The organism is Janthinobacterium sp. PC23-8 (genome assembly GCF_002250505.1).
GTDB lineage: Bacteria > Pseudomonadota > Gammaproteobacteria > Burkholderiales > Burkholderiaceae_D > Janthinobacterium.
The window spans coordinates 2,793,417-2,816,980 of the sequence record NZ_NJGY01000001.1; the positions used below are offsets into that span (position 1 = coordinate 2,793,417).

Below are 23,564 nucleotides of genomic sequence, written 5' to 3' on the forward strand. Positions count from 1 at the left end.
TGCAATGAGTGAGATGGATGACGATCTGCTGGCGCTATTGCTGAGCGAGGATGGCGACGATGGCGACGATATGGCGCACGATGGAATCGCTCGTCGAGGCAACCCGGACGCCCCTGCGAGGCTGTCCTACGGACAGCGCCAGCTATGGCTGCTGCATCAACTGGAGCCTGCGCTCACTGCGTACAACCTGCTGCGGGCCTTCCGCCTGTCCGGTGTGCTGGACGCCGATGCGCTGGAATCGGCCCTGCGGGCGCTGCTTGCACGCCACGACGTGCTGCGCACGCGCTTTACCGTCATCGATGATGAACCGATGCAGATCGTGGAGCCGCATGCGGCTTTCACGCTGCAGCGCGTGGTCCTGATGGACGCGGCCGAACTGCAGCCGCAGCTGCAGGCCGCCGCCGCCCACGTCTTCGATCTGTCGATTGCGCCGCTGCTGTTTGCGCGCCTGTACCGGTTGACGCCGGATCAGCACGTGCTGGTCATCGGCATGCATCATCTGGTCAGCGACGGCTGGTCGAATGCGGTGCTGATGGACGATCTGGCGCTGGCTTATCGTGGCGCTTTGCAGGGCGTACCGGTGGCCCTGCCATCACCGTCCTTGCAATACGCGGACTACGCCGAATGGCAGCGCGACAGCGCCGCGACGCCGGCGCTGCAGTCCCAGCTCGATTATTGGGACAACTATCTGCGTGGCGTGCCGCCATTGACGCTGCCTGCGCAGTCGCCGCGCAAGGAGCTTGACTATGCGGGAGCGCGTCTGAGGTTTGCCTTGCCTGCGGCGCTGTCTGAAGACATCCAGGGGTTCTGCCGCCAGCAGGGATGCACCGAATTCGTCGCCTATTTCGCCGCCTGGCAGCTGCTGTTGGCCCGCTACAGCGGCCAGGATGATTTTGCCATCGGCGTGCCGAGCGCCGGCCGGCCGCGCGAAGAGCTGCACGATCTGGTCGGCTTCTTCGTCACCATGCAGGCCTATCGTGTACGCATGGCGCCGGAAATGACCTGGTCCGGCTTGTGTGCGCAACTGCGTGCCGATGCACTGGCGGCGATGAATCACGCGCAGGTACCGCTGGAGTTGCTGCTGGAGCGACGTCGCGGCGCCCAGCAGCCGCTGTTCCAGGCGATGTTCGGCCTGCAAGTGATCGACGGCGCGGCGCTGCCCACGTTGCACGGCTTGAAGGTGGAGATGTTGGAACTGGAGGAGGGCAGCGCCAAGCTGGATCTGGCGCTGGAGATGTTTGTCACCGCCGGCAAAGTGCAGTGCGCCATCGAATACAGCACCGGCATGTTCGATGCCGCCACTGCCGCGCGCGTGCAACAGGATTTCAAGCGGCTGCTGGAGCTGATGGTGGCCGATCCTGCCTGCAAGCTGGGCGAGGTGGACTTTCTTGCGCCCGCCGAGCAGCTGCAGCTGGAGGCGTGGGGCCGCAACCGGCAGCGTTATCCTGCCATGGCACCGGTACAGCGGCGCTTCGAGGCGCTGGCGGCGGCGCAGCCCGATGCGCTGGCCTTGCTGTGCGGCGAAGAGTCGCTCAGCTATGCAGAACTGAACCGGCGCGCCAACGCGCTGGCGCATTATCTGATCCTGTGCGGCGTGGGGCCGGATCGCCTGGTCGGCATCGCCATCGAACGTTCGGTGTCGATGGTGGTCGCGCTGCTGGCGATCCTGAAGGCTGGCGGCGCCTATGTGCCGTTCGATCCCGATTATCCGGCCGAGCGGCTGGCGTACATGGCGCAGGACAGCGGCGTGGCGCTGCTGCTGACCGCAAACGATGGCGCGCCGTGGGCGCCGCAGGCGCAGGTGCTGCAGCTCGATACGCTCGATCTGGGCGGACAGCCGCAACACAATCCGGCCCCGCCGCTGCACGACGAAAACCTGGCTTACGCCATCTACACCTCCGGCTCCACCGGCAAGCCGAAAGGCGCGGCCAACCGCCATGGCTCGCTGAACAACCGGCTGGCCTGGATGCAGCAGGCCTATGGCCTGCAGGCTGGCGACATCGTACTGCAAAAGACGCCGTTCAGTTTTGACGTCTCGGTGTGGGAGTTCTTCTGGCCATTGAGCGAAGGCGCCAGCCTGGCGATGGCGGCGCCGGGAGAGCACAAGGATCCGGCGCTGCTGCTGGCGCGCATCGCCCGGCACGGGATCACCACGCTGCACTTCGTGCCGTCGATGCTGCAGGCTTTTGTGGCCCATCTGGAAGCCGAGGGTAGTAGCGACTGCGCCAGTTTGCGGCGCATCGTGTGCAGCGGCGAGGCGCTGCCGGCGCCATTGCAGGCGCGCGTGTTTGCCTGCCTGCCGCAGGCAGCGCTGTACAACCTCTATGGACCGACCGAGGCGGCCATCGACGTCACGCACTGGACCTGCGTGGACGACGGCGGTGCCAGTGTACCGATCGGTGCACCGATCACGGCCACCGAAGTGCACGTGCTGGGACCGGACCTGCAACTGGCGCCGCGCGGCGCCGCAGGCGAGCTGTATCTGGGCGGCATCGGGCTGGCGCGCGGCTATCTGCGGCGCGGCGCGCTGACGGCGGAGCGCTTCGTCGCCGATCCATTCGGCAGCGGCGGGCGTTTGTACCGCACCGGGGATCTGGTGCGCTGGCGCGCCGACGGCCAGCTGGAATACCTGGGCCGGCTCGACCACCAGGTGAAGCTGCGTGGGCTGCGCATCGAACTGGGCGAGATTGAATCGGCCTTGCTGGCGCAGCCTGGTGTGCGCGAAGCGGTGGTGGTGGCGCTCGCAGGTTCTGGCGGCATGCGGCTGGTGGGCTACGTTGCGCCGCAGGGCGAGGAAGCGGCGCTGAAAGAGGCGCTGCTGGCGGGGCTGCCGGACTATATGGTGCCGTCGCAGATCGTGACCTTGCCGGCCTTGCCGCTGAACGCCAGCGGCAAGGTCGATCGCAAAGCCCTGCCGCTGCCGCAGCAGGCGGCGGGCGACTATAGCGCGCCTCGGGGCGCCGCCGAACGGGCGCTGGCGGCGGTGTGGCGCGAGGTGCTGGGAGTCGACAAGGTCGGCCGCGACGACAACTTTTTTGCGCTGGGCGGCGACTCCATCATCAGCCTGCAAATTGTGGCGCGCGCGCGGCGCGCCGGTTGGAAGCTCACCCCGCGCCAGCTGTTCGAGCGTCAGAGCATCGCGCAATTGGCGCCGCTGGCCGAGCCCCTGGAGGCCGCCGCTCCGGTCGCCGTGACGATGCCGCAGTCCGATCAGCCTTTTTCGCTGCTGCCGATACAGGCGGCTTTCTTCGAACGTTCGCCGCCATCGGCCAGTCACTGGAATCAATCCCTGCTCCTGCACAGCGACGCGCGGCTCGACCCGGTACGCCTTGAGCAGGCCTTGCAGGCGCTGGCGACGCGCCATGCAAGCTTGCGCCTGCGTTTCACCCGCAACAGCCAGGACGAATGGCAGCAAGCCTATGGCCCGGTGCCGCGCCAGCCCATCCTGTGGCGGCGGCAGGCGGCCAGCTCCGGGCAGGCGAGCGCGCTGTGCGAGCAAGCGCAGCGCAGCCTGAATATTGCAGATGGGCGGCTGATACGCGCCATGCTGATCGAGCTGGCCGACGGCAGCTCGCGCCTGCTGCTGGCCATCCACCATCTCGCCATTGATGGCGTATCCTGGCGCATTGTGCTCGAAGAGCTGGCGGCGCTGTATGACGGCAAGCAGCCGCTCCGGGCGGACGGCGACGCCTATCACGCCTGGACCATACAACTGCGGCACTACGCGCACCAGCAGCAGCATCAGCTCGGGTATTGGCGGACGGTCAGCAGCGCACCGGCATCGCTGCCCTGCGACCATGCTGACGGCGCGCGCACACAACGCCAGCGCGATCGGGCCGGCTTCACGCTCGACGCCGCCGCCACAGACGCATTGCTGCGCCAGGCGCCCGCCGCGTACCGCACGCAAATCAACGACATGCTGTTGACCGCACTGGCGCGGGCGCTTTGCGCCTGGAGCGGCGAGAACGGCGTGTTGATCGACCTTGAAGGCCACGGCCGCGAAGAGCTGTCGCATGAACTCGACCTCTCCGGCACAGTGGGCTGGTTCACCAGCGTCTACCCGGTGGCCTTGTACGCGCACGGCGCGCCTGGCGCTGCGCTCAAGCGCGTGAAGGAGAGTTTGCGCTGCGCGCCCGACAAGGGCCTGGGCCACGGCGCATTGCGCTATCTGGGCGATGCGGCGACGCGTGAAACCCTGGCGGCACTGCCGCAAGCACAGGTGCTGTTCAATTATCTCGGCCAGTTCGATGCCGCGTTTGACGCCGACGCCTTGTGGCGGCCGGCGCAAGAGCCGGCCGGCGCAAATCTGAGCCCGGATGCGCCGCTCGACTATGAAGTATCGGTCAATGGCCAGGTGTATCAAGGTCAGTTGCGGCTGGACTTCAGCTACAGCAATGCCAGGTATGAAGCCGATACCGTCGCCGCGCTGGTGCGCTCCTGCGAACAGGAGTTGCGCGCGCTGATCACCCACTGCTGCAGCGGTGCGGCCGGCCTGACGCCATCCGATGTGCCGCTGGCGAGACTGGATCAGGCGGCGCTGGACGGCTTGCCGATAGCGCCGGCGCAATTGGCCGACCTGTACCCACTGTCACCGATGCAGCAAGGCCTGTTTTTCCACAGTCTGCATGATGGCGCCGGCGCCACGTATGTCAACCAGTTGCGGGTCGATATTGGCGGGCTGGACCTGCGGCGGTTCCAGGCATGCTGGAACCAGGCCATACAGCGGCACGACGTGCTGCGCACCGGCTTCCTGATGCTGCCCGGCGGCCCGCTGCAATGGCTTGCGCGCGAGCTGCCTTTGCCGATCGTGGTGCATGACTGGCACGGCAGGGGTGACCTGCCGCAGGCGCTCGATCAACTGGCGCAAGCCGATCTGGCCCAGGGCTTCGATCTGGCCCGGCCGCCGCTGATGCGTCTGACGCTGGTGCGCACCGGCACCCATGCCTGCCATCTGGTGTGGAGCGTTCACCATCTTCTGCTCGACGGCTGGAGCACGTCGATGCTGCTTGGCGAAATACTGCGCGATTACAGCGGCGAAGCCGTATCCTCGCCAGCCGGGCGGTATCGGGACTATATCGCCTGGCTGGCGGGACGCGAGCAGCAAGCCAGTGACGCATGGTGGGACCAGCAGCTGCGCCGGCTGCCAGAGCCGGTGCTGATGGCGCAAGCCCTGGCCGCGCCGGCCGGACGATCGGGACGCAGCGAGCAAATGCAGCGCTTGTCGGACGACTATGCAGCACAGCTGGCAAGCTTCGCCCGCGAACAAAGAGTGACGGTCAATACGCTGGTGCAGGCGGCATGGGCCTTGCTGCTCCAGCGCTACACAGGCAGGGACGAGGTGGCTTTTGGCGTCACCGTCTCGGGGCGGCCGGCGGCGTTGGCGGGAGCGGACCGTTGGGTGGGACTGTTTATCAATACCCTGCCGCTGATTTGTGCGCCCAGGCCCGAGCTGAATCTGGGCGACTGGCTGCGCGCGCTGCAGGAGCACAACCTGGCGCTGCGCGAGCATGAATACACGCCCTTGTACACGCTGCAGCAGCGTGCCGGTCATGGCGGGCAGGCGCTGTTCGATTCCATCCTGGTGTTTGAAAATTATCCGGTCGACCAGATGCTGGCGCAGTCGGACGCCGGTGGCTTGCGCTTTTCGTCCGCGCGCACACATGACGAAACCGGTTATGCGCTGGCGCTGTCGGTGGTGCAGGACGCCGGGCTGCGGCTGCGCCTGTCCTATGACCGCGCGTGCTTTGCGGATGATGCGGCAGCGGCCATGGCGGCCGAACTTGCGGGTTTGTTACGGCAGATGGCGTCGGCGCCACAGGTCATGCTGGCCGACCTGACGCCGCACGCCACGGCAACATCCGCACAGATGCTGGCATTGGGCCGCAACCGGCAGCGTTATCCTGCCATGGCACCGGTACAGCGGCGCTTCGAGGCGCTGGCGGCGGCGCAGCCCGATGCGCTGGCCTTGCTGTGCGGCGAAGAGTCGCTCAGCTATGCAGAACTGAACCGGCGCGCCAACCAACTGGCGCATTATCTGATCCTGTGCGGCGTGGGGCCGGATCGCCTGGTCGGCATCGCCATCGAACGTTCGGTGTCGATGGTGGTCGCGCTGCTGGCGATCCTGAAGGCTGGCGGCGCCTATGTGCCGTTCGATCCCGATTATCCGGCCGAGCGGCTGGCTTACATGGCGCAGGACAGCGGCGTGGCGCTGCTGCTGACCGCAAACGATGGCGCGCCGTGGGCGCCGCAGGCGCAGGTGCTGCAGCTCGATACGCTCGATCTGGGCGGACAGCCGCAACACGATCCGGCCCCGCCGCTGCACGACGAAAACCTGGCTTACGCCATCTACACCTCCGGCTCCACCGGCAAGCCGAAAGGCGCGGCCAACCGCCATGGCTCGCTGAACAACCGGCTGGCCTGGATGCAGCAGGCCTATGGCCTGCAGGCCGGCGACATCGTGCTGCAAAAGACGCCGTTCAGTTTTGACGTCTCGGTGTGGGAGTTCTTCTGGCCATTGAGCGAAGGCGCCAGCCTGGCGATGGCGGCGCCGGGAGAGCACAAGGATCCGGCGCTGCTGCTGGCGCGCATCGCCCGGCACGGGATCACCACGCTGCACTTCGTGCCGTCGATGCTGCAGGCTTTTGTGGCCCATCTGGAAGCCGAGGGTAGTAGCGACTGCGCCAGTTTGCGGCGCATCGTGTGCAGCGGCGAGGCGCTGCCGGCGCCATTGCAGGCGCGCGTGTTTGCCTGCCTGCCGCAGGCAGCGCTGTACAACCTCTACGGCCCGACCGAGGCGGCGATCGACGTCACGCACTGGACCTGCGTGGACGACGGCGGTGCCAGCGTACCGATCGGCGCACCGATCACGGCCACCGAAGTGCACGTGCTGGGACCGGATCTGCAACTGGCGCCGCGCGGCGCCGCAGGCGAGCTGTATCTGGGCGGCATCGGGCTGGCGCGCGGCTATCTGCGGCGCGGCGCGCTGACGGCGGAGCGCTTCGTCGCCGATCCTTTCGGCAGCGGCGGGCGTTTGTACCGCACCGGGGATCTGGTGCGCTGGCGCGCCGACGGCCAGCTGGAATACCTGGGCCGGCTCGACCACCAGGTGAAGCTGCGTGGGCTGCGCATCGAACTGGGCGAGATCGAATCGGCCTTGCTGGCGCAGCCTGGTGTGCGCGAAGCGGTGGTGGTGGCGCTCGCAGGTTCTGGCGGCATGCGGCTGGTGGGCTACGTTGCGCCGCAGGGCGAGGAAGCGGCGTTGAAGCAGGCGCTGCTGGCGGGGCTGCCGGACTATATGGTGCCGTCGCAGATCGTGACCTTGCCGGCCTTGCCGCTGAACGCCAGCGGCAAGGTCGATCGCAAAGCCCTGCCGCAGCCGCAGCTGCCGGCGGGCGACTATGGCGCGCCTCGGGGCGCCGCCGAGCAGGCGCTGGCGGCGGTGTGGCGCGAGGTGCTGGGAGTCGACAAGGTCGGCCGCGACGACGACTTTTTTGCGCTGGGCGGCCACTCGCTGCTGGCGATCAGCCTGATTGCGCGCTTGAAACAGGCCGCGTTGGGAGCGCTGGCGCTACGGGCGGTGTTTGAGCATCGTACGCTATCGGCGATGGCCGCGTGCCTGGCGCCTGCAACGGCAAATGAGCTTGCGCTGTTGCCAGTGGCGCGTGGCGCCACCATGCCGTTGTCGCTATCGCAGCACCGGCTTTGGATGCTGGACCGGCTGGCCGGCAGCGCCGGCCAGCGCGCCGCTTACAACATGGCGTGCGCCGTCAGGATGAGCGGCGCGCTGTCGCAGGGCGCCGTGCGCCACGCGCTGCAGCAGATCGTGGCCCGTCACGAAGTACTGCGCACTTGCTATATTGAAGACGACGAAGGAGAGCCGCGCGCCGTGATTGAACAGGAAGTGGCGCTCGATGTGCCGCTGATCGATCTGGCCGGAAGCACGCAAGATGAACTGGAGCAGGCCTTGTCCGCCCATGCACAGCGGCCGTTCGATCTCGCAAGCGCGCCGTTGTTGCGTGCCGCGCTGCTGCGCACCGGGCCGCATCAGCATGTGTTGTCGTTCGCCGTCCACCATATCGTGGCCGACGGATGGTCGCTGGGGGTGCTGGTCAAGGAATTTGCCGCCTGCTATCGCGCAAGTGTGGCAGGTCAGGCGGCACAACTGCCGCCGCTGCCGGTGCAGTATGCAGACTACGCGGCATGGCAGCATCAACGCAGGGTGCAGGGTGCACTGGCCGCGGAGGAAGCGTTCTGGCGCGATTATCTGCACGCCGCGCCGCAAGCGCCGGTACTGCAAGGCGACAAGCCGCGTCCCGCGCAACCGAGCCACAGCGGCGATGTCGTGCGTTGCACCGTGCCTGCCACCCTGGCCGACGCGGTGCATGGACTGGCCAGGGCGCATCAACTGACGCCCTTCATGGTGCTGCTGGCGGCGTTCCAGCTGGTTCTGCATCGGCATTCCGGCGCCGCCGATCTGGTCGTCGGTACCGATGTGGCAGGCCGCTCGCGGCAGGAGCTCGAAGGCCTGATCGGATTTTTCGTCAACGTGCTGCCGCTGCGTTCCAGGCTGGCGCCGAACATGCGTTATCTGGACTTTTTGCTGGCCAGCGGCGGCGCCGTGCTGGACGCGTTCGAACATCAGGAACTGCCGTTCGACCAGGTGGTGGAACTGGCCGGCATGGAGCGCGACCGGCGCTGGAACCCGCTGCTGCAAGTGCTGTTCGTACTGCAGAACACGGACCAGGGCAAGCTGGAGATTGCCCAAGTGGAGCTGGAAGTGCTGCGCGACCGGCAGGTATCGTCCAAGTTCGACATGGCGATGTTTGTGACCCCGGCCGACGATGGCGGCTATGGCGCCAATCTGGTGTACGCCACGCAGCTGTTTGGCCAGGCCACTGCCGCCAGGCTGTCCGCCGACTGGATCGCACTGCTGCAGGCGATGGTGGAGGACCCGCAGGCGGCGGCCGGCAAGGCCGGCGCGATGGCGGGGAAAATGCAAAAACTCGGTAAATTGACCGCCAAGGCAGTAACAAGATGAGTGAAATGGATGATGAACTGTTGGCGTTATTGATGGACGATGACGCCGGGGATGCCGGGCAGGGCTTGCGCCCCGGATTGGCCGGCGGTGCGGTGGCGCCGCTGACGCATGGCCAGCACCAGTTGTGGATGCTGCAGCAGCTCGATCCGGCACTGACCAGCTATAACATGGTGCGCGCGTTCGACATTGGCGGTGCGTTGAACATCGCCTCGCTGCAGGCCTCGCTGCAGACGCTGATTGCGCGCCATGCCGTGCTGCGCACCCGCTTCGAACAGCACGATGGCGAAGCTGTGCAGATCGTGCAGGAGTCGGCCCCATTTCACCTCGACATTGAAGAAGCCGCTGATGCGGGCACGCTGACGGCGCAATTGCAGCGCATGGCGCATCATGTATTCGACCTCGGTGTGGCGCCGTTGCTGTTTGCCCGGCTTTGCCGGGTCTCGGCGCAGCACCATGTGCTGGTGCTGGGCATGCATCACATCGTCAGCGACGGCTGGTCCAATGACCTGCTGCTGCGCGAGCTGGCGCAGTCTTATCGCCTGGCCGGCGATGCAGCGCAGCTCGCACCCGCGCCCGCGCTCTCCTATGCCGATTATGCGACGTGGCAGCGGCAGGGTATGCCGGGAGCCGGCCTGGAGCAGCAGCTCGCCTATTGGGAAGCGTATCTGCGTGACGTGCCGCCGCTATCGCTGCCCGAGCCGCGCCACCAGCGGCAGGCGCTTGAACGGCGGCGCTTTGAGCTGCCTGCCGCGCTGACGGCGGCGGTGCAGTCCTACTGTCGCAGCGAAGGCTGCACCGCGTTCGTCGCCTGCCTCGCCGCCTGGCAGGTGCTGCTGGGGCGCACCAGCGGCCAGCGGGACTTTGCCGTGGGCGTACCGAATGCCGGCCGCGCCCGCTCCGAGCTGCAACAGCTGGTTGGCTTCTGCGTCACCATGCAGATCCATCGCGCGCAACTGCAGCCGCAGCAAAGCTGGTCTGCACTGTGCCGTCAACTGCGCGCCGGTACCTTGGCCGCACTGGCGCACGCGGATGTGCCGTTGGAACTGCTGCTCGAGCGCGGCGCCGGTGGCAGCCGCCAGCCTGGCCGCCATCCGCTGTTCCAGGCCATGTTCGGCCTGGAAGTGTCGGCGCAAGATCGCAGCCTGGCGATGGACGGGCTGCAGGTTCGCGCCTTGCCGCTCAATTCCGGCGGCAGCAAGGCCGAACTGTCGCTCGATGTGATCGCGGGCGGTGAGCAATGGCATTGCATACTCGAATACGACAGCCGGCGCTTCGACGCTGGCGATGCCGACGCGCTGGAAAGCCAGTACCTGCGGCTGCTGCAGGCCATGGCCGAGGCGCCGCAGTCGTGCACAGGCGATGCGACGGCGCTCGACGCTGCGCAATTGGCGCAGCTGCGCCAGCTGGGCGAGCATCGCTTGCCGCTGGCTGCGCGTGCCTGCGTGCCGGCGATGTTCGAGCAGCAGGTGCTGGACACGCCGGACGCACCGGCATTGTCGTACGACGGCGAACTGCTGACCTACACGCAGTTGAACCGGCGCGTCAATCAGCTGGCGCAGTGCCTGCTGGCGCACGGCGCAGGTGCGGAGAAGCGCGTGGGCATCGCGCTGCCACGTTCGATCGCGCTGGTGGTCGGGGTGCTGGCAATACTGAAAAGCGGCGCCGCCTACGTGGCGCTCGATCCCGACTATCCGCAGGAGCGCCTGGCCGCGATGGTGGAAGACAGCGCGATCGGCCTGCTGCTGACCATCAGCTCACTGGCGCCTGAGCTGCCGGCGGTGCGGCAGGTACTGGCGTTCGATCGGCTGCCGCTGGCCGACTACAGCGACGCCAATCCGCCGCTGTCCATTCATGAACAGCAGCTGGCCTACATCATCTACACTTCCGGCTCGACCGGACGGCCCAAGGGCATCGGCGTGGAGCACCATGCGCTGACTTCGCACACCCGGGTGGCGATCGGCTATTTCGGACTGACGCCGGCCGACCGCGTGCTGCTGTTCTCGACGATTAATTTCGACGGCTTTGTCGAACAGCTGTTTCCACCGTTGTGCATGGGCGCGGCCGTGGTGGTGCGCGGACCGCAATTGTGGGACAGCGCGCGTTTTTACCGCGAGGTGAAGCAACAGCGCATCAGCGTGGCCGACCTCAGTACCGCCTACTGGCTGCTGCTGGCACAGGATTTTGCACAGCACGGGCCGCGCGACTATGCACCGTTGCGGCAGGTACACGCCACCGGCGAAGCGATGCCGCCGGAAGGCATGGGCGCCTGGGGCAGGGCGGCTCTGCAAGGCGTGCGGCTGCTCAACAGCTATGGTCCGACCGAGACCATTGTGACCGCGAGCGTCTACGATTGCCATCCCTGCGTGTCCGGTGCCGAAGCGTTGCCGGCCGCCACGCCGATCGGACGGCCGCTGGCGGGACGGTATTTCCACGTGCTCGATGGCGACCTCAATGCGGTGGCGGCGGGCGCGGTGGGCGAGCTATGTATCGGCGGCAGCCTGCTGGCGCGCGGCTATCTGAACCGGCCGGGATTGTCGGCCGAACGCTTTATCGCCGATCCCGGTGGCGCACCCGGCGCGCGCCTGTACCGCACCGGAGACCTGGTGCGCTGGCGCGCAGATGGACAACTGCTGTATCTCGGCCGGATCGACCAGCAAGTCAAGGTGCGTGGCTTCCGCATCGAATTGGGCGAGGTCGAAACGCAGCTGCTGCGCCAGCCCCACGTACGCGAAGCGGCGGTGATTGCCGACGCCGGGCAACTGCTGGCCTATGTCACCGGCGTCGATGGCGCGGCGCTGCAGGAAACCACACTGAAGGCAGCGCTGGCACGCACGCTGCCAGACTACATGGTACCGTCGCGCATCGTCACGCTGGCGCAACTGCCACTCAGCCCCGCAGGCAAAGTGGACCGCCTGGCCTTGCCCCGGCCGCAACGCAGCGAAGCGGCCGCCCTCGATGTGCCGGCGGACGGGACGTCGTCCATGCTCGCTGCGATCTGGTGCGAGCTGCTGCAGGTGGAGCAGGTCGGGTTGCATGACGATTTCTTTGCGCTTGGCGGCAATTCGCTGCTGGCGCTGCGGCTGCTGCGGCAGATACAGCAGCGCTGCGGCGAAGGCGCGCTGGCATTGGCCGATATCTTCAATTTTCCGCTGCTGATGCAGCAGGCAGAGCGTCTGGACAAGCGCGGCGCGGTGCTCAGCGAAGTGGTGTACCTGAACCGCAATGGCAGGCAATTGCCGCTGTATTGTTTCCCCGGCCTGAACGTCAATTCCAGCGAATACGCGGCGCTGGTGGCGGAGCAGGGCCATGAGCGGCCCGTGCAGAGCTTCGTCAGCCATGCGCTGACGGCGGCGCGCTGGGAGGGGCTGTCGATCGAGGAGCTGGCGCGCGGCTACGCGGACCACATCTGCGCCGCCGGCGACGGCCGTCCATGTATTTTGCTCGGCTGGTCGTTTGGTGGCGACCTGGCTTTCGCCACAGCCTGCGAACTGGAGCGGCGCAAGCACGCCGTGGCGCTTGTGTGCATGGTCGACGTGTTTGAAGCCGAGACCCTGGAAACCAGGAGGCTGTCCGACGCCAAGGCGGCAAGCGCCGAGCTGCGCCTGAGTCAATGGCTGGCGCAATCGGCCATGGCGGAGCGGTGGTCGGCGCTGTTCCTGCGCATGACCGCAGAGGAGCGCAACGCGGCCCTGGCACATCTGTTGCAAGAATCCGAATTGCCGCTCGATGGCCCGCAATTGGGCAGCAGCGAGTACAGCCTGTGGGTTGCGTTCGATAACGCGATAGCCATGAGCCGTTACCACTATCGGAAAGTGCAGGCGCCGCTGCACGCTTTCCTGGCCGAAGCTTCATTGCGCCAGCGCACACCGCAGCTACGTGACTGGACGGTTCATGCCACCCATGCCGGTACCACCGTCATTGCCGGTGTTGACCACCGGTCCATACTGCTGGCGCCGGCATTTCTGCAAGCACTTGCTCAGCGGTGTACGTTAAATTAAAGCGATGCAGGCTGTATACCGGGCCGCTCACGCCTGATCACTGAGCGCTACTCATCCTGGCAGGTGGCACACGGCTTCAATGTTGTTGCCTTCCGGATCAATGACAAAGGCACCATAGTAGTCAGGGTGATAGTCCGGGCGCACGCCTGGGGCACCATTGTCTTTTCCTCCGGCGGCGATCGCTGCGAGGTAAAAACCATCCACTTGCGCACGAGTTTCTGCCCGCCATGCCAGGTGGCAGCCGGTAGTTGCTGATGGGCCACCGTATGGTGATGGGCCATCGATGAACCATACATCGGCTTTTTTGCCGTCAGGCTCAGCGCAGTCAGGGTAAGCAAACCCTAATATATTCACGCCGTAGTTGCCTTCGAAGCATACGCTGTAGCCCAATGGCGCAAGTGCCGCGCTGTAAAACGCTTTAGCACGAGCAATATCGGTCACGCGGAAAGTCATGTGATCAAGCATGGTGATTTACTCCTGAGGTAGATTGTTGTGTGCGAGTGACGCATATTAACTGTACATGCATACAGTATTAATGGCAAGACGTTAACACTGTATCTACCTCAAGCCCTGTGCTTCGATGCCGCGGCGATGTACACGCCCCGGTCGGCCAGTGCCGGCTCAGAACTTGATGACGCTCTACCAGCGGCGGTGATAGCTGACGCTCAAGGCGGCGCCGGAGGCCGGCAAACGGCTGGTGTTGTTGCTGTTGCGCATAAGCTGGCTGTAGGCGGGCAGGTAGTAGCGGTCCAGCAGGTTTTCGATGCCGGCGACGAGCGTGTCGCGGGCGGTCCATTGCAGGCGCGCGGTCAGGTCGAGCGTGGTGTAGCTCGATACGTCGCGCCGGCCAAAGCTGGCCACCCCGTTCAGGCGCGAATCGCGGGAACCGAAATGGGTCGCCTGCAGGCGCGCGCTCCAGCGGCCGCCCGGCTTGTACTGCGCGTAGGCGGTGACCTTGGTCGGCGCAATGCGGTAGCCCGTCATGGCCTGGTCGGCGCTGCCGCCTTGCGGCGTTTCGCGGCCCGACATCGCGGTCAACGTCGCCCCACCGCCCCATGGGCTCGCCTGCGGCAGGTAGTCGAGGCTCGCTTCCACGCCGCGGATCTTCTCGGCGGTGCGCGTCAGGATCAGGCCGTTGTTAAAGCTTTGCACATCGCCCAGTTTGGACGTGGTGTAGAACAGCGCCAGCGTGCCGTTGACCTCGCCGACACCGCCGCGCCAGCCCAGCTCGTAGTTATTGGTCTTGACCGGCTCCAGCGCGGACGAGGCCAGGTTGAACGCCGGCGTGGCGTTGCGGATCTGCAGGCCCATGTCCGGCAATTGGAAACCCTGGCTGAACGACGCGTACAGTTCCTGGCCGCGCACCGGCTTGAAGACGGCGCCGACGTTGCCTATCCACGCGTCGTACGACAGCGTGCCGCCGCGTACCTGCTGCGGGTTGGCGAAGCGGATCTGCGACAGCGGCACGAAGTCGTCGAAGCGCGCCCGCGCGTGCTCGTAGCGCAGGCCGCCCTCGAACGACCACTGCTGGTTCAACTTGTACTGCGCCTGGCCGAAGCCGCCGATGCTGCGCGTCGTCAGCGGCGGCATGTACAGCACCGTGCGGCTCAGTTGAAAGACCTTGCCGCCGCTGGCGTCGTACGCGGCCGCGTTGAAGAAGTCGTCCGGCATGTCGCTGCGTTCCTGGTTGAAGTCCAGGCCCCACAGCAGTTTCAGGTCGGCGGCCAGCGGGGTGTCGACGGTGGCGCGGCCGCCCCAGACTTGCGAGTTTTGCAGCACCTGATCGACATTGTTGCCGCGCGTGGAGACGGCGCGGGCGTCGAACGGCGTGAACCGGGTGAAGTAATCGCGGTAGTACAACTGGGTCGTCAGCGCGTTGCCGGCGATGTCCTTGTGCTGGTAGCTCGCGCTCAGCAGGGTGTTGCGCAGCTGGTTCTGGTCGTTCAGTTGCAGGCCGTCGACCGGCCGCGCCACGGCGCTGCCAGCCGGCAGGCGCGCCACCGACGGATCGGAGCCGTAGTCGCTGTCCTGCCCGGCGACATAGCGGCTGGCGGCGAGCTGCACGCGCTGGTCGCGGTCGAGGCGCAAACCGACCTTGCCGCCGAAGGTGTAGTTGTCGCTGTCGAACAGGTCGCCCTGGCTCGGCTCGGGCGCGATGCGCTTGCCCTTGCCATCGTACGAGGCGCCGATGTGCTGCAGGCCGACGTTGAACGTGTAGTCGAGCGTGCCGCTGGCGCCGGACATGTAGTGGCTGAGCTCGCCGCCGAGGCCGTCGCTGCCGATGCGCGACAACGGCGAGCGCAGCGAGAAGGCCGTCTCGGCATACGGCGCGCCGCCGGCCGGACGCGTGGTGATGGCGATGATGCCGCCGCTGGCGCCGGAACCGTAGATCGCGCTGCTGCCGCGCAGCACTTCGACCTTGTCGATGCTGGCCAGGTTGAGCGACGCCATATTGCGCGCCGAATCGCGGTTGGTGTTGAGGGGAATGCCATCGACCAATACCAGCGAACTGCGCCCGCGCAGCGTTTGACCATAGTCGGTGATGGTGCGGCTGGAATCGGCCATGCCCGGCACGGTTTTGCTGAGCACGGTGGTCAGGCTGTCGGAGGCCTGGCGCAGTTCGTCGAGCTCGTCGCGGTCGATGACGGTGCTTTGGCGCGTCGGGCGGATCAGCGTGCTGTTGGTGCGCTGCGCGCTCACCTCGACGGCCGGCATGTCGGTGACGGCAATGTCGGCGCGGGCGGGCGCGCTGACCGCCACCGGTGCGGGCACGGGCTCGGCTGTGGTGGCGGCCACCGCCACCGGCTTGAGCGTATAGCCGCCGTTGGGCAGGCGCCGGGCCTGCAGGCCGCTGCCTTGCAGCAGCTGCGAGAAGCCATCGTTGACGGAAACCGTCGCGCGCAGGCCCTTACTGGTCTTGCCTTCCAACAGCGCTGCATCGAAGGACAGCGCCACGCCGGCGCGGGCGGCAAAGCGCGACAGCGCCTGGCCCAGCGGACCGGCGGAAATAGCGTAGGACTGGACTGCGTCGGCCGCCGACTGTGCCTGGGCGAGCGGCGCCACGGCGGCCGCCGACAAGATGGCGGCGGCATAGGTGATCGCCACCGACAACGCGGTGCGCTGGAAGACGGCCTTGCCGGCGGTCCGCGAGGTCTGCTGCTGATGACTCATTACTGGCTTTTCCTTGATCAAATGGGGGTGTTCTTGTCTGATATGTCGAACGAGATCGCGGAAAGGCTCACTTATTTTCGGAATTTTTAAATATTTTTCAGGCCGGCCCGACGGTGGCCCAGAAACGGCTGACATAGCGCAGCTTGACCGGCCGGGTTTGCTCGAGCAGTGACAGGGTCAGGCTGATGTCGACCAGCGGGAACGCGCCCGATACCGTCAGCCCCGCCACGGCCGGGTCGCAGCGCAGCGTGCCGCGCCGATAGCGGTTCAGCTCGGCGACGAACTGCGCCATCGGCATGCGGTCGGCGATCAGCATGCCGTGTTGCCACGCGATGGCGGTCTCGTCGGCCTCGGAGGACGGCTCGACGCGCGCGCGCGAGAACGCCGACTGGCGGCCGGCCGGGATCACGGTCGCGATCGATGGCGCGTCGCGCGGGCGCAGCTCGACGGCGCCCTCGAACACCGCCACCTGGCTGCGCCCGTCGAGCTGGCGCACCGCGAAGCGGGTGCCGAGGGCCCGGATCGCACCTTCGCCGACGCCCACCAGGAACGGACGCGGCACATTGGCGCTATCCCTGGCGGTCGTGACGAGGATCTCGCCGCGACGCAAATGGAGCATGCGGCGCGCGTGATCGAAGCTCATGTCGACGTGGGTATCGGTGTTCAGCGTCAGCTGGGTGCCGTCGTCCAGCACGATGTCGCGGCGTTCACCGGTCGCGGTGCGCAAGCGGCCGGCGTCGGGCCACGGGGCGTTGCGGCAGGCCAGCCAGCCGGCCGGTCCGGCCACCAGCAGCAGCGCCACCAGCTTGACGGCGCCGCGCCGCTCGCGCATCGACACCGTCCTGAGCGCGGCCGCGCCGGAAGGCGAAAGGGCGTCGAACTTGCCCATCAGCGCCGTGGCTTTTTGCCACGCCCGTTCGTGCTCGGCGCTACGCTGGCGCCACTCGTCGAGCTGTGCGCGTTGACGCTGGCTCAGCGGTCCTTCGTGCAACTCCATCAGCCAGGTGGCCGCTTCGGTCAGGATCTGCTTTGAAATCGCCGCCCCCTCTAGCGGGGCGAGCCGTGCCGCCACGCTCACGCCGCGCCCGTCACAGCGCCGCCAGGCAGCGGCGCAACGCCAGCACCATGTGGCGCTTGACCGTGCTCAGCGACAAGTCCAGCAGCGCGCAGATCTCGGCGTAGCTCAAGCCGTCGAGCTGGGCCAGCAGGAATACCTGGCGTGCCTTGCTGGGCAGGCGGTCGAGGATGTTGTCGATCTCCGTCAGCGTAGCGAGCACGGCCAGGCGATCCTCGGGCGACGGCTGGACGGCCTCGGGCTGGGTGGCCAGCGCCTCCAGATAAGCGTTTTCGAGTTTCCGGCGGCGCAGATGGCTGACCATCAGCCCCTTGGCGACGGCGGTCAGATAGGCGCGCGGCTCGCGCAAATCCTGCGGCAGGCGCGCTGTCAGCAGCCGCAGAAAGGTATCCTGGGCCAGTTCGGCGCCCAGGTTGCGGCAATGGAGCTTGTGGCCCAGCCAGGTAGCCAGCCAGCCGTGATGCTCATTGTAGAGCGTGCCTATTTGTCGATGTGCATCAGCGTTGGACATGCTTGTTCCCGTTCAGCGAAGGGCCAGACATTGCAATCTTAATGAGAATTATTCTCACTATAACTTGAGTTGTCAGGTTTGGCAAATTGCACGGTGGCGAGGGACTCCCGCAAAGCAGTTTGCAAGCTGGCACCCTTGCGCTTTGCCAGGCCGCAACGTACTGGAGTTCTGCGTCGCCGCTGGCCTTGACCATCCAGCGTCCTGCATAGTCGCCATTTCCCCGAAGATAGAGCGTCTGGCTGTGTCAGCGGCGGCCTATGGCTGCTACTCGGCCGGATTGCTTGCAGCGGACGTATCGCGTTCGCCCAACTGCAGCTCCAGTTCGAGTGCGGAGCACCAGCTGAGTAATTGCTTGACGCTGATTTCGTCAGGATGGCTCTCCAGGTGCGAGATGCGATTCTGGCTCAAGCCGACACGCGTGCCTACAGCAGCCTGGGTCATTTTGTGTCGTTTGCGGGTCGATGCGAGCAACTGGCCGAACTGCGACGCCGTGAGGAGACGGTGGGTGGTGGGCGAGAAGGGCATGTGTGGTATCCGTTATTCAGATATATCAATAATATCTGAAATGCAGATAAAACCAAGGTATCTGAATAACGGATGTATCAGAAATAGCTGAGGGACAGATAAAGCAGAGAACCTGCCGATCGCTTATTCCGATACATGCGTCTTTCTTGCAAAGCAGAATCAAGCAAATGGCATCAAGGAATGGAACACGGCCTCGTCCCCGGACAGCGCCATTTCCAGTCCACATTGGTCTGCTGGCTCACGCGGATAGCAAACGTCGCCGACGGCGATGAAATGTTAATCGTGACGATATTCTCATCGTAGAACGTCTTCATCGGCTCAGCGATGCCCGGGACGAGCTTGACACTGACACCCCGGCCGAATTGCAGATCGATCTGGCTATTGCCCAGCAGGTAAGGCAGATTGTTGGCAATGAACTGCCCGATGTTAAACGGCCGGCCATCGGCAGTCGTGATCTGCAGGGATGCCGGCACCAGGCGCAGTACGCCAATGCCCCAGTTTGGATCGGGCGTGTACAGCAACTTGTCCTTGATGCCGTTCATGGCGCTGCGCGCGCCCTCTTCCAGGCGGGTATCGAGCTTGCCGGTCACCTTGTTGACCAGTAGATCACCGACGATGGGCAACATCCAGCTCAGATTGGAATCGCAGTCGGTAGACGAGTTGACATCGGACGTTACGCCTACCGATGGCAGTAGCACGCCATTGTTGGCGCCGTACTGCCCCGTCAACACCAGATTCTTTGCCGAAAACGTATTGGTGCAACTATAGCTGACAATCCCCCAGCGTTTACCAGAGTAAGTGCTGCGGGCTTCATAATTGAGGCCATCGATACGCATCAACAGCGTGTCTGGTGCAGCGGGCTGGATATGGGCATGCAGGTTGCCGCTCAGGGTGCCGCCCTGGAAGCCGGCCCCCTGCTGTGCAACAGCCGCCCCGACCGCGCCGTTGATACTGTTTTCCAGTACCGTACTGATGCCGAGCATTTCGCGCGCAAACGGTGTGACCCTGCCGTTATCCGCCGTGGCGCTTTCCCCATATGAGACCGAGCCACCGTTATAGCTGACAGTGACGACATAATTGTTGCTCCGGTACGAAGGTGACCAATCAGCCTGTGCTGCACCGCTGGCCAATACTGCAGCAAGAAATATAGCGTGACGCATTTTTATCCTTTCATAGTCAGGGTACAACCTGCTCAGTGCCCTGGATTATCGTAGCCTTCGAGCGCCTGATAAAATCCACAAGCTTTCAAATGGGAAATTTTATATTGCCACAATTAATTTCAAATATACAATGTTTAGCGCTGAATTTCGGCAAGTTGTTGTTTTTAATACCTTGCGGAAGGTGCAAGATTGGCGGTGCGAACGCCCTCCAGGCAGGTTTGACGGCACGAGGCCGGTAGTGTGGATGAATTTCGAAGACGCTCAATGGTGCATGGTGCAACAGGCCGCTGGCCCGTCCGGCTTGATAGATTGATCAAGCCGGGTTACACAGCGGTTAGATGGCATCCAGAAAGCAAAAAGCCCAACCTGAAAGGCTGGGCTTTTTGCTGGGTATTCCTGGTGCCGACTGCCGGTTTCGAACTGGCCACCTGATGATTACAAATCAACTGCTCTACCAAATGAGCTAAGTCGGCAAAAACTGCGCGTTGCGAATTATACGCTATTTAATGCGGATCAGGGTCGGGCGGCCGCCTTTTTTTGGTGGCTCGTCGTCGCCGGGCGGGGGCGTTTCGCGGGGGGCCGGGTTGCCGGTCGGGACCGATGACAGGGTCGGGCCAGTCGCTGCCGGGGCCGGGGCCGGTGGTGGCGGCGCGTCGCTTGACGCCGGGCTGTCGGTGGGCTGGCCGTGCGGGTCGTCGTTGCCGAGGACGGGTTCGAACGCCATGCCCTGGCCGTTTTCGTTGGCGTAGATGGCCATCACATTGTCGACCGGGACGTAGATTTCGCGCGAGACGCCGCCGAAGCGGGCGTGGAAGCGCACGGCGTCGTTGTCCATCTTCAGGCCGCTGGTGGCGCCAAAGCTGATGTTCAGGACGATTTCGCCTTTTTTCACGTATTCCATCGGTACCGTGGTGCGCGAATCGACTTTGACTGCGAGGTAGGGCGTGTAGCCGCTGTCGGTGCACCACTCGTAGATGGCGCGCAGCATATAAGGTTTGGTTGAGATTTCAGACATGATAGGCACTGTGAGGCGGGAGCGCCGCCGTCAGGGACAGGGCGGGCACACCGGTAATTCAATGAAACAGAGCAACGAGAAAGCTCAAGAGTTGCCCGGCGGGCGCAGCCTGCCGGGCACTCTTTTAGCGGCGCATGACTTTTTCGGAAGGCGTCAGCGCTTCGATATACGCCGGGCGCGAGAAGATGCGTTCAGCGTATTTCATCAGCGGCGCGGCCGTTTTCGACAGTTCGATGCCGTAGTGGTCCAGGCGCCACAGCAGCGGCGCGACAGCCACGTCGAGCATCGAGAATTCGTCGCCCAGCATGTACTTGTTTTTCAGGAACAGTGGCGCCAGGGTCGTCAGGCGGTCGCGGATTTCCGCGCGCGCCTTGTCGTGGCTCTTGTCGTTGCTCTTGGCGCGTTCGCTTTCCAGCACGTGCACGTGAACGAACAGTTCTTTTTCAAAGTTGAACAGCATCAGGCGCGCGCGGGCGCGCATCAGCGGATCGGCCGGCATCAGTTGCGGATGCGGGAAGCGCTCATCGATGTACTCGTTGATGATGTTCGATTCATACAGGATCAGTTCGCGCTCGACCAGGATCGGCACCTGGCCGTACGGGTTCATGGTCGAAATATCTTCCGGCTTGTTGAACAGGTCGACGTCGCGCACTTCGAAGTCCATGCCTTTTTCAAACAGAACCAGGCGGCAGCGTTGCGAAAATGGGCAGGTTGTACCCGAATAGAGAACCATCATTTTTTATAGTTCCTTAGAAACAAAGGGGGTGAAGCCGCGAACGGCTCACCCCAGGTCGCTTGTCCACTCATGCGGACAACGCAAAAACAGGCATTAACCGGCTGTCCGCCGGTGCCTCACTTATTTGACTTCCTTCCAGAACGACGCATTCAGGCGCCATGCCAGCAGAGCAAAAACCGACAGGAACAGCAGTACCCAAACGCCCAGGCGCTTGCGTGTCTGTTGTGCCGGTTCGGCCATCCACTCCATGTAGCCGACCAGGTCGGCCACCGCAGTGTCATACTCGATCTTGTTCAACGTGCCTGGCTTGACTTGTTCGAAGCCGACAAATTTGTGGATTTTCTTGGCCGCATCATGCGGATCAGTCTCTTCCACGAACTTGGCAGTCTGGATACCTTGCAACTCCCATAACACATGCGGCATGGCAACATTTGGCACGACCATATTGTTCCAGCCGGTCGGCCGCGTGTCGTCTTTATAGAACGTACGCAGGTAAGTATACAGGTAGTCGCCGCCTGTGCCAGCGGAAGATGATTTCGCACGCGAAATTACCGACAAATCGGGCGGCACCACGCCGAAAAAGGTCTTGGCGTCTTTCGGCGCCAGCGCGGTGGTCATCAGGTCGCCTACTTTATCACCACTGAACAATAAATTGGTCTTGATCTGGTCTTCCGTCAAGCCCAGGTCTTTCAGGCGGTTATAGCGCATCGACGCGGCGGCGTGGCAATTAAGGCAATAATTGACGAACAGTTTGGCGCCATGTTGCAGCGCCGCCATGTTGGTCTGGCGGTCAGGCGCTTTGTCCAGCGGAAAGCCACCTTCGCTGGCCAGGGCCAGGGCGGGCACGAACGCCAGGATGGCGAGCAGTTTTTTTGCAATCTTCATTTGATGTATGTCCTTTGAGCGTGGCGTGGGATCGGCTTAGTGCGGGTGAAACGTCACACGCGACGGCACGGTCTTGAACTTGCCCATTGCACTCCACCATGGCATCAGCAGGAAGAAGCTGAAGTAAATCAGGGTGCACACTTGCGACACGATGGTCTTGGCGTCGGTTGGCGCTTGCGTACCGAGGTAGCCCAGCACCAGGAACGACAGGCCGAAGATGGCATAGATGATTTTGTGCCAGCTCGGACGGTAGCGGATCGACTTCACCGGCGAATGATCGAGCCATGGCAGGAACGCCAGGATCACCACCGAGCCGCCGAAGAACACCACGCCCCAGAATTTCGCGTCCAGCACCTGCGGCAGCATGCCGACGATGGCGAGCAACGCGATCACGGCAATGGCCGTCTTGACCTTGATCGACAGGCGCGACTTGAGCCAGATAAAGACCACGTAAGCGGCCACGGCGCCCATCAGCACGTACATGAAGTCGGCCGTGGTGGCGCGCAGTACCGAGTAGAACGGCGTGAAGTACCAGGTTGGCGCGATGTGCAGCGGGGTTTTCAGCGAGTCGCCCGGCAGGAAGTTGTTGTATTCCAGGAAATAGCCGCCCATTTCCGGCGCAAAGAACACCACCGCGCTGAAGATGATCAGGAAGATCGACACGCCGAACAGGTCGTGCACGGTGTAGTAAGGATGCGACGGAATCGAATCGAGCGGATGGCCGTCGGCGCCCAGCGTTTCTTTTACTTCAATGCCGTCGGGATTGCTCGAACCGACTTCGTGCAGGGCGATCAGGTGCGCTGCAACCAGTCCCAGCAGGACCAGCGGGATGGCGATCACGTGGAAGGCGAAGAAGCGGTTCAGGGTCGCGTCGGACACCACATAGTCGCCGCGGATCCACAGCGACAGGTCAGGGCCGATGAAGGGAATCGCACCGAACAGGTTGACGATCACCTGGGCGCCCCAGTACGACATCTGGCCCCATGGCAGCAGGTAGCCGAAGAACGCTTCGGCCATCAGGCACAGGAAGATGGCAAAACCGAACAGCCAGATCAGTTCGCGTGGCTTGCGGTAGGAGCCGTACATCAGGCCGCGCGTCATGTGCAGGTAGACGATGATGAAGAAGGCCGAGGCGCCCGTCGAGTGCATGTAGCGCACCAGCCAGCCCCACGGCACTTCGCGCATGATGTACTCGACCGAATTGAAGGCCAGCGCCGCATCGGGCTTGTAGTGCATGGTCAGAAAGATGCCGGTGACGATCTGCAGCACCAGCACCAGCATCGCCAGCGAGCCGAAGATGTACCAGAAATTGAAGTTTTTCGGCGCGTAGTACTTGCCCCACTGGTCATTCCACAGCTTGGTCAGCGGGAAGCGGTCGTCGACCCAGCCCAGCGCCTTTTCGGCGGCGGGCGCGTCGGCCGGGAATTTGGTTTCTTTGAAAGCAGCCATGA

Annotated in this window: 12 protein-coding genes and 1 tRNA gene; 2 read left to right on the top strand and 11 right to left on the bottom strand. The window is 64.4% G+C overall.

What is annotated here, in order from left to right; all coding sequences use genetic code 11:
- Window positions 1-4 precede the first annotated feature (4 nt).
- Window positions 5-9,037, top strand: a complete 9,033-nt coding sequence (locus tag CD932_RS11985; protein ID WP_094442848.1) for a non-ribosomal peptide synthetase — start codon at window positions 5-7, stop codon at window positions 9,035-9,037.
- The gene (locus CD932_RS11990) at window positions 9,034-13,035 is read left to right on the top strand and encodes a non-ribosomal peptide synthetase (RefSeq protein ID WP_094442849.1); all 4,002 of its coding nucleotides are present in this window, start codon (window positions 9,034-9,036) and stop codon (window positions 13,033-13,035) included. The genes CD932_RS11985 and CD932_RS11990 overlap by 4 nt, the downstream gene beginning before the upstream one ends.
- A gap of 51 nt (window positions 13,036-13,086) precedes the next feature.
- On the opposite strand, the gene CD932_RS11995 is transcribed toward CD932_RS11990, so the two are convergent.
- The 11 genes from CD932_RS11995 to CD932_RS12045 form a co-directional block, all read right to left on the bottom strand.
- Window positions 13,087-13,500, bottom strand: a complete 414-nt coding sequence (locus tag CD932_RS11995) for a VOC family protein (RefSeq protein ID WP_094442850.1) — start codon at window positions 13,498-13,500, stop codon at window positions 13,087-13,089.
- 174 nt (window positions 13,501-13,674) lie between these two features.
- Window positions 13,675-16,206 (bottom strand): TonB-dependent receptor, encoded by a 2,532-nt coding sequence (locus tag CD932_RS12000; RefSeq protein WP_094442851.1) that lies wholly within the window; start codon window positions 16,204-16,206, stop codon window positions 13,675-13,677.
- A gap of 97 nt (window positions 16,207-16,303) precedes the next feature.
- Window positions 16,304-17,284, bottom strand: coding sequence for a FecR domain-containing protein (locus tag CD932_RS12005; RefSeq protein ID WP_369679829.1), 981 nt, complete (start codon window positions 17,282-17,284; stop codon window positions 16,304-16,306).
- A 10-nt stretch (window positions 17,285-17,294) separates the two neighbouring features.
- Window positions 17,295-17,792 carry a sigma-70 family RNA polymerase sigma factor gene (locus CD932_RS12010; RefSeq protein WP_094442853.1) on the bottom strand — a complete coding sequence of 166 codons (498 nt, stop codon included), beginning with the start codon at window positions 17,790-17,792 and terminating at the stop codon, window positions 17,295-17,297.
- 264 nt (window positions 17,793-18,056) lie between these two features.
- Window positions 18,057-18,317 carry a helix-turn-helix domain-containing protein gene (locus CD932_RS12015; protein WP_094442854.1) on the bottom strand — a complete coding sequence of 87 codons (261 nt, stop codon included), beginning with the start codon at window positions 18,315-18,317 and terminating at the stop codon, window positions 18,057-18,059.
- A gap of 173 nt (window positions 18,318-18,490) precedes the next feature.
- Complete coding sequence (locus CD932_RS12020; RefSeq protein ID WP_141213234.1) at window positions 18,491-19,477, bottom strand: hypothetical protein; 987 nt, start codon at window positions 19,475-19,477, stop codon at window positions 18,491-18,493.
- Window positions 19,478-19,874: 397 nt separating this feature from the next.
- Window positions 19,875-19,950, bottom strand: a tRNA-Thr gene (locus CD932_RS12025).
- A 26-nt stretch (window positions 19,951-19,976) separates the two neighbouring features.
- Window positions 19,977-20,492, bottom strand: a complete 516-nt coding sequence (locus CD932_RS12030; protein ID WP_094442856.1) for a ClpXP protease specificity-enhancing factor — start codon at window positions 20,490-20,492, stop codon at window positions 19,977-19,979.
- A 124-nt stretch (window positions 20,493-20,616) separates the two neighbouring features.
- The gene (locus CD932_RS12035; protein ID WP_008443913.1) at window positions 20,617-21,228 is read right to left on the bottom strand and encodes a glutathione S-transferase N-terminal domain-containing protein; all 612 of its coding nucleotides are present in this window, start codon (window positions 21,226-21,228) and stop codon (window positions 20,617-20,619) included.
- A 120-nt stretch (window positions 21,229-21,348) separates the two neighbouring features.
- Window positions 21,349-22,113 carry a cytochrome c1 gene (locus tag CD932_RS12040; protein WP_094442857.1) on the bottom strand — a complete coding sequence of 255 codons (765 nt, stop codon included), beginning with the start codon at window positions 22,111-22,113 and terminating at the stop codon, window positions 21,349-21,351.
- Between the two features lie 36 nt (window positions 22,114-22,149).
- Window positions 22,150-23,562, bottom strand: coding sequence for a cytochrome bc complex cytochrome b subunit (locus tag CD932_RS12045; protein ID WP_094442858.1), 1,413 nt, complete (start codon window positions 23,560-23,562; stop codon window positions 22,150-22,152).
- Between the last annotated feature and the right edge of the window lie 2 nt (window positions 23,563-23,564).

Coding starts and splice junctions, on each gene's coding strand:
- CD932_RS12000 (WP_094442851.1), bottom strand. CDS start 16,206: ATGAGTCATCAGCAGCAGACCTCGCGGACCGCCGGCAAGGCCGTCTTC.
- CD932_RS12030 (WP_094442856.1), bottom strand. CDS start 20,492: ATGTCTGAAATCTCAACCAAACCTTATATGCTGCGCGCCATCTACGAG.
- CD932_RS11990 (WP_094442849.1), top strand. CDS start 9,034: ATGAGTGAAATGGATGATGAACTGTTGGCGTTATTGATGGACGATGAC.
- CD932_RS12045 (WP_094442858.1), bottom strand. CDS start 23,562: ATGGCTGCTTTCAAAGAAACCAAATTCCCGGCCGACGCGCCCGCCGCC.
- CD932_RS12010 (WP_094442853.1), bottom strand. CDS start 17,792: ATGTCCAACGCTGATGCACATCGACAAATAGGCACGCTCTACAATGAG.
- CD932_RS12040 (WP_094442857.1), bottom strand. CDS start 22,113: ATGAAGATTGCAAAAAAACTGCTCGCCATCCTGGCGTTCGTGCCCGCC.
- CD932_RS12035 (WP_008443913.1), bottom strand. CDS start 21,228: ATGATGGTTCTCTATTCGGGTACAACCTGCCCATTTTCGCAACGCTGC.
- CD932_RS12020 (WP_141213234.1), bottom strand. CDS start 19,477: ATGCGTCACGCTATATTTCTTGCTGCAGTATTGGCCAGCGGTGCAGCA.
- CD932_RS11995 (WP_094442850.1), bottom strand. CDS start 13,500: ATGCTTGATCACATGACTTTCCGCGTGACCGATATTGCTCGTGCTAAA.
- CD932_RS12015 (WP_094442854.1), bottom strand. CDS start 18,317: ATGCCCTTCTCGCCCACCACCCACCGTCTCCTCACGGCGTCGCAGTTC.
- CD932_RS11985 (WP_094442848.1), top strand. CDS start 5: ATGAGTGAGATGGATGACGATCTGCTGGCGCTATTGCTGAGCGAGGAT.